This is a genomic window from Pseudomonas sp. MLB6B (assembly GCF_054508135.1).
In genome coordinates this window covers 382,067-391,168 of sequence record NZ_CP199313.1, presented here as the reverse complement: position 1 = coordinate 391,168, position 9,102 = coordinate 382,067, and the positions used below count along the sequence as shown (strand labels likewise).

The following is a 9,102-nucleotide window of genomic DNA, read 5'->3' as shown; positions in this document are numbered from 1 at the left end:
GGCAGTCCTCACAAGCCCTGGTGGTGGGCCTGGCGTCGGCGCCAGGCGTGCAAGCGCTGAAGCAGCGCCTGAGGGCTGTCGAGCTGTTGGCGACGCGCCTGGCTGAACAGGATCAGGGCCAGTTCGGCCGTCACCTGGGCGTCGGCGCTGGCGTGGTGACGTTCGGCCACTTCCAGCCCGAAATGCGCGATCCAGGCGTCCAGCCCCGCTTCGCGCAGCACGGCTTCGGGGTTGAGCATCGGTGCCAGGTCGGCCACATCGACGAAAGGCGATTGCAGCCGGTGGCCCAGGCTGTGCTTGAGGGCGCGCGCCAGCATGTGCTGGTCGAAGGGCGCGTGGAAGGCCAGCAGCGGACTGTCGGCGATGAACTCGAGCAGTTCCACGAAGGCGCTGGCCGGATCGCAGCCGGCGGCCAGGGCGCTGGGCCCCAGGCCATGGATGAGCACACTGGCGTTGGTCTTCTGCTCGGGGCGGTGCAGGGTGCGTTCGAACTGCTGGCTGAAATCGATGGCACCCTCGTCGATGGCCACTGCGCCGATCGACAGCACCTGGTCACGGTTCAGGTTCAGGCCGCTGGTTTCCAGGTCCAGCACCACCCAGCGCTGTTCGTGCAAGCTGCAGGTGCGCCAGGGCGCGGGCTGCGGCAAGCGTGCCAAGCGCGTTTTCAGCGCCTCCTGGACGAGAGGCGTAGCCGGTCGCAGCCAAGCGAACGGGTTCATAGCTGATACCGCAGCGCCAGGCTGCTTTGCAGGCGCTGTGCCTGGCGTAGGGATTCGCGCAGGATGCGTCGGTCGAGGTGATTGAGGCTGTCCGGGTCGAGGCGGTTGCTGTAGGGCTGGTTGTCGCGGCTCTGGCGTTGGTGCTGTTGCATGCGGGTCTGCTGGATGAAGTGGTAGGCCTCTTCGAAGGCGGCGGCGTCCAAGGCGTCGATCACCTTACGCTGGGCCAGTTGGCGCAGGCGCTCCAGGGTGTTGTTGGCACCGATGCCGTGGGCCAGGGCCAGCAGCCGTGCGCCGTCGACGAAGGGCGTGAGGCCCTGCACCTTGAGGTCGAGGGTGGCGGTCTTGTCGTTGCCCTGGCGGGTCAGCACGAAGTCGCGCAGCCGGCCCACGGGCGGACGCTGACGCAGGGCGTTTTCGGCCAGCATGCGCTGGAACAGGCGATTGTCCGCGACCTGGGCGAGGATGCCCTGGCGCAGTTGCTCGCAGCCCTGCTCGTCGCCCCACACCGCGCGCAGGTCGAAGTAGATGGTCGAGCCCAGCAGGTTTTCCGGGCTGGCCTCGCGCACGAACCCGGCGAAGCGCCGTGCCCATTCTGCGCGCGACAGGCACAGGTCGGGGTTGCCGGCCATCACATCGCCGGGGCACAGGCTGAAGCCGCAGCGCGCCAGCTGCTGGTTGATCAGCCGTGCCAGCGGCAACAGACGCCGGCGCACGGCCTCGGCCTCGCTCGCGTCGGCCGCTTCGAAGAGGATGCCGTTGTCCTGGTCGGTGTACAGCGTCTGCTCGCGTCGTCCCTCGCTACCGAAGCACAGCCAGGTGAAGGGCACGCCGGGGTCGCCCTGTTCGGCCAGGGTCAGCTCGATCACCCGGCACACGGTGTGGTCGTTGAGCAGGGTGACGATCTGGGTGATCTGCGTCGAAGACGCGCCATGGGCCAGCATGCGCTCGACCAGTTGGCCGATCTCGCCGCGCAGCGCGATCAGGGTCTCCAGCCGCGGAGCATGGCGGATGGTGCGCGCCAGGTGGACCAGGTCGACCCGCTGTAGGGAGAACAGGTCGCGCTCGGAGACCACGCCGCACAGGCGCCCGTGCTCGACCAGGCAGACGTGGGCGATGTGCCGCTCGGTCATCGCCAGCGCCGCGTCGAAGGCGCTGGCCTGGGCGTGCAGGCAAAACGGTGTGGCGGTCATATAGCGGGCGATCGGCGCGTCCAGCTCGGCGTTGGCTTCGGCCACCACTTGGCGCAGGTCGCGCAGGGTGAAGATGCCACAGGGTGCGCGCTGCCCATCGACGATGACGATGCTGCCTACCTGCTGTTCGTGCATCTGCCGCACGGCGTCGCGCACCGGCGTGTCGGCAGCGCACATCACGGGGTGGCGCATGGCCAGCTCGGCCAGTGGCGTGTTCAGCGAATATTGCGTGCCCAGGGTCTGCGCCGCGCGCTGGCGCACCTGCTGGTTGATCTGGTCGAGCAGGCTGCTGACGCCACGCAAGGCGAAATCGCGGAACACGTCCGACAGCGAGAACACACGGACGAACGCCGCCTTGTGCAGTTGCAGGCAGAAGGTGTCCTCGCCGGCCAGGTGCTCGGTGCGCGTGGCGCGTTCGCCGAGCAGGGCGGCGAGCGGGAAGCATTCGCCAGCGGTGATCTCGAAGGTGGGTGTGGTGTCGGCACCAGGCGCCTGCTGGCGTTCGCCGACCACACGGCCTTGCTTGACGATGAAGAAATGCGTCACCGGGCCATCGGCGGGCTTGACGATGCTTTCGCCGCTTGCGTAAAAGCGCAGCTGGCACTGTTCCACCAGATAGGCCAGGTGGCCGTGCTCCATCTGGTTGAAGGGCGGAAAGCGTTGCAGAAACTGCAACATACCGAGAATGTTCTGCCGCACGGCGGTCTTGCCCGCCTGGTCGAAGGCGTCTCGTTGGCTCATGGCATCGGTCGCAGGATGAGACGGCGCACTTGGCACAATCCTTGTTATCGCTTGTTGTTGTAAGGCCAATGGTCGAACGATGTGGGCAAGCTTCACATTGGACGTAAGTCTATGTCTGCCATGAGGCCGCTTGGCTTCGCATCGGCGACTGTGGCGTGCCGGCCGAGCGCTACCAAGGCTTGCCGCTGTGCCGACCTGCACGTAGACCGCCGACGGTCACCCGCCCTGTATGAACGGACGCATAACCCAGTCATGGACCTGCAACCTTGATGTGGCGCAAACAACGATGCCTTAAGCGTCAAATTTCCGACGAAAGGCACTCGGCTATGCGTAAAACTGCGGTCTTAACTGTTTTGAAGGGATTTTTTTGACGAGATGAGCATGGCTGAGCAAGACGACATCCTGAGTGACGCCGAGCGCCGTGCGCTGGCCGACGTCAGCGCGCCGGCGGGCCCGGCTCCTTCCGTGTTGGTCGTGGACGATAACGTGGTCAACCGCGAAGCACTGGCGGCGTACCTGAGGAGTCGTGGCTGGGAGTGCAGTGTGGCCGACGGCGTGCAGCAGGCACGCGCGGCTTTGAGGATGCGGCCGTCGATCGGCCTGATGGTCACCGACCTGCGCATGCAGCCCGAAGACGGCTTGGCGCTGATCCGCCACGTGCGGGCGTCGGAACGGGCGGAGTTGCCGATCATCGTGGTGTCGGGCGACACCGATGTGCAGGAGGCGGTCAAGGCGATGCACTTGGGCGTGCTCGACGTGCTGCTCAAACCGGTCGATTTGACCCGTTTGCTGGAATTGGTGAGCAAAGAGCTGAGCTTGTAGGGCCTATAGATGCGGCCGGCTCCGCGGCCCATCGCGGCTGATCGGAGCGCCGAACCGGCCGCTCCTACGGGGGCGTTGCCTGAACCCTTCAATCTCCGAGAGATCACCGATCATCGTGGGAGCGGCTTTAGCCGCGATGGCCGGCACAGCCGGCCAATGGTCTCAGCCCAATCACTCAAGCTATCGGCCCGTAGGCGCGCCTTCGCGCACCCACAGGCCGGCGCGGCGGCTTACAGGCCGTTACGCGCCTTGAACTCCCGACGACGACGATGCAGCACCGGCTCGGTGTAGCCGTTGGGCTGTTTGGCGCCTTCGATGACCAACTCCACCGCCGCCTGGAAGGCGATGTTGTCGTCGAAATCGCCGGCCAGCGGACGGTACAGCGCATCGTTCGCGTTCTGTCGGTCGACCACCGCAGCCATGCGCTTGAGGCTTTCCATCACCTGCTCCTGGCTGACCACGCCATGGCGCAGCCAGTTGGCCAGCAACTGGCTGGAAATCCGTAGCGTGGCGCGGTCTTCCATCAGGCCGACATCGTTGATGTCCGGCACCTTCGAACAACCCACGCCCTGGTCGATCCAGCGCACCACGTAGCCGAGGATGCCTTGGGCGTTGTTGTCCAGCTCGTTGCGGATCTCTTCGGCCGACCACTGCGTGTCGCCGGCCAGCGGAATGCGCAGGATGTCGTCCACCGACGCCGGGATGCGCTTGGCCAGTTCGGCCTGGCGCGCCTGCACGTCGACCTTGTGGTAGTGCAGCGCGTGCAGGGTCGCGGCAGTTGGCGAAGGCACCCAGGCGGTGTTGGCGCCGGCCAGGGGGTGGGCGATCTTCTGTTCGAGCATGGCCGCCATCAGATCCGGCATGGCCCACATGCCCTTGCCGATCTGCGCACGGCCTTGCAGACCGGTGGCCAGGCCCACGTCGACGTTGTTGTCTTCGTAGGCGGCGATCCACGGTTGGTTCTTCATCACGCCCTTGCGCACCACGGCGCCGGCTTCCATGGAGGTGTGGATTTCGTCGCCCGTGCGGTCGAGGAAGCCGGTGTTGATGAACACCACACGCTCGGCCGCGGCCTTGATGCAGGCCTTGAGGTTGACCGTGGTGCGGCGTTCCTCGTCCATGATGCCGACCTTCAAGGTGTTGGCCGGCAGGCCCAGCAACTGTTCCACGCGGGCGAAGATCTCGGCGGCGAAGGCGACCTCTTCCGGGCCGTGCATCTTCGGTTTGACAATGTACACGCTGCCGCTGCGGGTGTTCTTGCGCTGGGTGTTGCCGTTGAGGTTGTGCACCGCGGCCAGCACGGTGAACAGCGCGTCCTGGATGCCTTCGGGCACTTCGTTGCCCTGGGCGTCGAGGATGGCCGGGTTGGTCATCAGGTGGCCGACGTTGCGCACGAACAGCAGCGAGCGGCCGTGCAGGGTGACGGTGCCGCCGTTGGGCGCGCTGTACTCGCGGTCCGGGTTCATGGTGCGAGTGAAGGTCTTGCCGCCCTTGCTGACGTTCTCCGCCAGGTCACCTTTCATCAGGCCCAGCCAGTTGCGGTAGACCAGCACCTTGTCGTCGGCATCGACGGCGGCGACCGAGTCTTCGCAGTCCATGATGGTGGTCAGCGCCGACTCCATGAGGATGTCCTTCACGCCGGCGGCGTCGGTGCTGCCGACCGGGGTGCTGGCGTCGATCTGGATTTCAAAGTGCAAGCCGTTGTGCTTGAGCAGGATCGCCGTGGGCGCTGCGGCCTCGCCATGCAGGCCGAGCAGTTGCTCGGGGTTGCGCAGGCCGCTGCTGCCGCCTTTGAGGGCGACCACCAACTTGCCGGCTTCGATGCGATAGGCCGTGGCGTCGGCGTGCGAGCCGTTTTCCAGCGGCGCGGCTTCGTCGAGGAAGGCGCGGCCGAAGGCGATGACCTTGGCGCCGCGGGCCTTGTTGTAACCCTGGCCCTTTTCCGCGCCGCCTTCGTCGCTGATGGCGTCGGTGCCGTACAGCGCGTCGTACAGCGAGCCCCAGCGGGCATTGGCGGCGTTGAGAGCGAAGCGGGCGTTCATCACCGGCACAACCAGCTGTGGGCCGGCCATGTGGGCGATTTCTTCGTCGACGTTTTGCGTGGTGGCCTGGAAATCGTCCGCTTGTGGCAGCAGGTAGCCGATGTCCTGGAGGAAGCGTTTGTAGGCGGCGGCGTCGTGGGCCTGACCTTGACGTTCCTGGTGCCAGGCGTCGATACGGGCTTGCAGCTCGTCGCGCTTGGCCAGCAGGGCTTTGTTCTTTGGAGCGAGGTCGTTGATGATCTTTTGCGCACCGTCCCAGAACTGCTCGGCGACGATACCGGTCCCCGGAATGGCCTCGTCGTTGACGAAGTCATACAGGACCTTGGCGACCTGAAGGCCACCGACTCGAACGTGTTCAGTCATTGCTTGCCTCACTCTGCTCAGCGATATCGCTCATCGTAAAAAGCCTGTAAGCGCTTGCTCCGGCTCGCGTCCGTACATGCCCGGCAGGCGGCGGGGCGAGGCTGGAGGTTGGGTACAGGCACCTCGGCAGACCACCGGACGACGTCTTGTAGTCCGGTTCGGCGCATACTACATGAAGCCGTAGGCGGGTGAACATGCGACTCAAAAACGCCGTTTTGCACCCCTTGTGCCGCAACAGGTCGCGCTAGGAAAACGCATGTTCGCAAAAAAAGAGTGAATTGTTCCAGATAAATATAAAAACGGTACACGATTTAAGGTGTCGCTCGCCCCGCGGCAGGTTGCCGCGTAGCGCCTATACTCCGGCCTCTAACCCTAGGCCTATTCACCGTGCGGGTTCGCCGCACCGTCAGCAGGAGCACACCGTGGACACGCTAGTACTGACCGTGATCGCCCCCGACCACCCTGGGCTGGTCGAGCGCATCGCCCAGTGCATCGCCGACCAGCAAGGCAACTGGCTCGACAGCCGCCTATCGCGCATGGCCGGGCAGTTCGCCGGCATCCTGCGCGTGGCGGTGCCCAGCGACCGGCATGACGCGCTGGTGCAGGAGCTGGAAGGTTTGCAGGGGCAGGGCATTCGGGTGCAAGTGGCCCGCAGCGGCAGCGATCCGCTGGCCGGCGGCACGCCGCTCACTCTGGAACTGGTCGGCAATGATCGGCCAGGCATCGTGCGCGACATCACCCGGGTGCTGGCCGAACTGGGCGTCAATGTGGAGCGGCTCAGCACCCAGGTGCAGCCTGCGCCGATGAGCAACGAGCCGCTGTTCCAGGCCGAGGCCTCGCTGGCCTTGCCGCCGGCGCTCGGCCTCGAACGTTTGCAGCAGCGTCTGGAAAGCCTGGCCGACGACTTGATGGTGGAGTTGCACCTGCGCGCAGAGGTCTGAGCGCGGGTGCACGACTTATGCACAGGCAGGTTATGCAGTTTTCGCGGGGATGAGCCTGTGCATAACCTTGGGAGATGTCTCCGCAGGCCAGCATGTACGTGGCCTGCAGGGTTTCGATCATTTATTGATCAGCGTTTGCGCAGGTTCAGCCAGATGTCGACGCTGTACAGCGCCAACCCTGCCCAGATGAACATGAAGGCCAGCAGCGTGCTGGGGCTCAGGTGCTCGTCGAACAGCCAGACCGCTTGCAGCAGCACCAAGGTCGGCGCCAGGTACTGCAAAAAGCCCAGCGTGGTGTAGGGCAGGTGCCGCGCCGCTGCGTTGAAGCACACCAAGGGCACCAGGGTCACCGGCCCGGCCGCCATCAGCCACAGCGCTTCGGCGGTGGTGTAGAACGCCGGCTGCGCACTGACCGCGCTCGGGTGCAGCAACAGCCAGCCGAGCGCCACCGGCACCAGCATCCAGGTTTCCACCACCAGGCCCGGCAGCGCCGCGACCGGGGCCTTCTTGCGGATCAGCCCGTAGAAACCGAAGGTCAGCGCCAGCACCAGCGACACCCACGGCAAGCTGCCGACCTGCCACACCTGCTGCGCCACGCCCGCCAGCGCCAGGCCAACGGCCAGCCATTGCAGGCGGCGCAGGCGCTCGCCGAGCAGCAGCATGCCCAGCAGCACGTTGACCAAAGGGTTGATGTAATAGCCCAGGCTGGCTTCGAGCATGCGCCCGCTGTTCACCGCCCACACGTAAGTCAGCCAATTGAGCGCGATCAGGCTGCCGCTCAGGGCCAGGATGGCCAGGCGCTGCGGGTGCTGGCGCAACTCGCGCCACCAGCCAGGGTGCTTCCACAGCATCAGCAACAAGCCACCGAACAGCGCCGACCACAGCACGCGATGAACGATGATTTCCAGTGCCGGCACGCTCTGGATGGCTTTGAAGTACAGCGGGAACAGGCCCCAGATGATGTAGGCCGTCAGGCCCAGGAAATACCCGCGTCGCGGGTTCGCAGCGTGCATGGTGGATCCTTGCAGAAATTGGGTGCAAAACGCCGGCGTATTGTAGACGGCTTGTGGGTCGATCCGGAGCATTGCTTGTCAGCGATGTGGCAGGTCGGCTTGCCGGTGCGCCATCCCTCGGCGTGGCGGCAAGGACGCCTGAACGGGCGGGGCATCGAGGTCGGGCCCGTTCGGCGTCCATGGCGCGAACCGCGGTGTGTTCAAGGCTTGGGCGCAGGCTTCAGAACAGTTTCAAAGGCGCCTCGTCCAACGCCGCGCATTGCTCGCGCAGCGCCAGGATCTGGTCGCCCCAGTAACGCGGCTGGCCGAACCAGGGGAAGCTGCGCGGGAAGGCAGGGTCGTCCCAGCGCTTGGCCAGCCAGGCGCTGTAGTGCAATTGGCGCAGGGCGCGCAGCGGTTCGATCAGGGCCAGTTGGCGCGGGTCGAAGTCGTGGAATTCGTTATAGCCGTCGATCAGTTCGGCCAACTGCCCCAGACGCTCTTCACGGTCGCCGGCGAGCATCATCCACAGGTCCTGCACTGCCGGGCCCATGCGGCAGTCGTCTAGGTCGACGACGTGGTAGGCCTCGTCGCGGTGCATGAGGTTGCCGGGGTGGCAGTCGCCGTGCAGACGGATGATCTGGTGGGGCGTGCGGGCGTAGACGGCTTCCACGCGCTGCAACAGGTCGCGTGCCACCGATTCGAAGGCCGGCAACAGTTCTTTGGGCACGTGGTTGCCGTCGAGCAGGGTGCGCAGCGAAGCGTGGCCAAAGCCCTCGACGCTCAAAGCTTCACGATGCTTGAAAGGGCGCGTGGCGCCCACTGCATGCAGCCGCCCGAGCAGCTGACCGAGGCGGTAAAGCTGGTCGAGGTTGCCCGGTTCCGGCGCATGCCCGCCGCGGCGTGGGAATAGGCTGAAGCGAAAGCCCTGATGCTCGAACAGGGTGCGCCCTTCGTGCCGCATCGGCGCCACCACCGGTACCTCGCATTCGGCCAGTTCCGCCGTGAACTGGTGTTCCTCGAGAATGGCGGCGTCGCTCCAGCGGTCCGGGCGGTAGAACTTGGCGATCAAGGGTTGCGCTTCGTCGATGCCGACTTGATAGACGCGGTTTTCATAGCTGTTCAGGGCCAGCACCCGGGCATCGCTGAGAAATCCCAGGCTTTCCACGGCGTCCAGGACCAGGTCGGGGGTCAGTGCATCGAAGGGGTGGGACATGGTGGGCTCCTGAGCTGAACGGCGGGGCGCCATGGTAACGCTTCTGCGCCATGCCAGGGCGCGCCGCGCCTGC

7 protein-coding genes are annotated in these 9,102 nt (G+C 65.6%); 2 read left to right on the top strand and 5 right to left on the bottom strand.

The window, feature by feature from the left end; all coding sequences use genetic code 11:
* Positions 1–8: 8 nt before the first annotated feature.
* A complete protein-coding gene (locus ACSMEV_RS01595; RefSeq protein ID WP_459206974.1) occupies positions 9–719 on the bottom strand; it encodes a 3'-5' exonuclease in 711 nt (236 codons plus the stop codon).
* Positions 716–2,653: a putative nucleotidyltransferase substrate binding domain-containing protein gene (locus ACSMEV_RS01590; RefSeq protein ID WP_459206973.1), complete on the bottom strand. Its 1,938-nt coding sequence runs from the start codon at positions 2,651–2,653 to the stop codon at positions 716–718. The genes ACSMEV_RS01595 and ACSMEV_RS01590 overlap by 4 nt, the downstream gene beginning before the upstream one ends.
* 375 nt (positions 2,654–3,028) lie before the next feature.
* Between ACSMEV_RS01590 and ACSMEV_RS01585 the strand changes: the two genes are divergently transcribed.
* Positions 3,029–3,475, top strand: a complete 447-nt coding sequence (locus ACSMEV_RS01585; RefSeq protein ID WP_459206972.1) for a response regulator — start codon at positions 3,029–3,031, stop codon at positions 3,473–3,475.
* A 230-nt stretch (positions 3,476–3,705) separates the two neighbouring features.
* Here the strand turns inward: ACSMEV_RS01585 and ACSMEV_RS01580 are convergent, their stop codons facing one another.
* Complete coding sequence (locus ACSMEV_RS01580; protein WP_459206971.1) at positions 3,706–5,880, bottom strand: malate synthase G; 2,175 nt, start codon at positions 5,878–5,880, stop codon at positions 3,706–3,708.
* Positions 5,881–6,302: 422 nt separating this feature from the next.
* Here ACSMEV_RS01580 and ACSMEV_RS01575 point away from each other — a divergent pair, with 422 nt between their 5' ends.
* Positions 6,303–6,821 (top strand): glycine cleavage system transcriptional repressor, encoded by a 519-nt coding sequence (locus ACSMEV_RS01575; RefSeq protein WP_459206970.1) that lies wholly within the window; start codon positions 6,303–6,305, stop codon positions 6,819–6,821.
* A gap of 128 nt (positions 6,822–6,949) precedes the next feature.
* Here the strand turns inward: ACSMEV_RS01575 and rarD are convergent, their stop codons facing one another.
* Together rarD and ACSMEV_RS01565 are read right to left on the bottom strand one after the other, a co-directional pair.
* Positions 6,950–7,834 carry an EamA family transporter RarD gene (gene rarD / locus ACSMEV_RS01570; protein WP_459206969.1) on the bottom strand — a complete coding sequence of 295 codons (885 nt, stop codon included), beginning with the start codon at positions 7,832–7,834 and terminating at the stop codon, positions 6,950–6,952.
* A gap of 220 nt (positions 7,835–8,054) precedes the next feature.
* The gene (locus ACSMEV_RS01565; protein ID WP_459206968.1) at positions 8,055–9,029 is read right to left on the bottom strand and encodes a serine/threonine protein kinase; all 975 of its coding nucleotides are present in this window, start codon (positions 9,027–9,029) and stop codon (positions 8,055–8,057) included.
* Between the last annotated feature and the right edge of the window lie 73 nt (positions 9,030–9,102).

What these genes read in the sequence shown, in the direction of transcription:
- rarD (WP_459206969.1), bottom strand. Translation starts at nt 7,834, where the DNA reads ATGCACGCTGCGAACCCGCGACGCGGGTATTTCCTGGGCCTGACGGCC.
- ACSMEV_RS01580 (WP_459206971.1), bottom strand. Translation starts at nt 5,880, where the DNA reads ATGACTGAACACGTTCGAGTCGGTGGCCTTCAGGTCGCCAAGGTCCTG.
- ACSMEV_RS01590 (WP_459206973.1), bottom strand. Translation starts at nt 2,653, where the DNA reads ATGAGCCAACGAGACGCCTTCGACCAGGCGGGCAAGACCGCCGTGCGG.
- ACSMEV_RS01585 (WP_459206972.1), top strand. Translation starts at nt 3,029, where the DNA reads ATGAGCATGGCTGAGCAAGACGACATCCTGAGTGACGCCGAGCGCCGT.
- ACSMEV_RS01595 (WP_459206974.1), bottom strand. Translation starts at nt 719, where the DNA reads ATGAACCCGTTCGCTTGGCTGCGACCGGCTACGCCTCTCGTCCAGGAG.
- ACSMEV_RS01565 (WP_459206968.1), bottom strand. Translation starts at nt 9,029, where the DNA reads ATGTCCCACCCCTTCGATGCACTGACCCCCGACCTGGTCCTGGACGCC.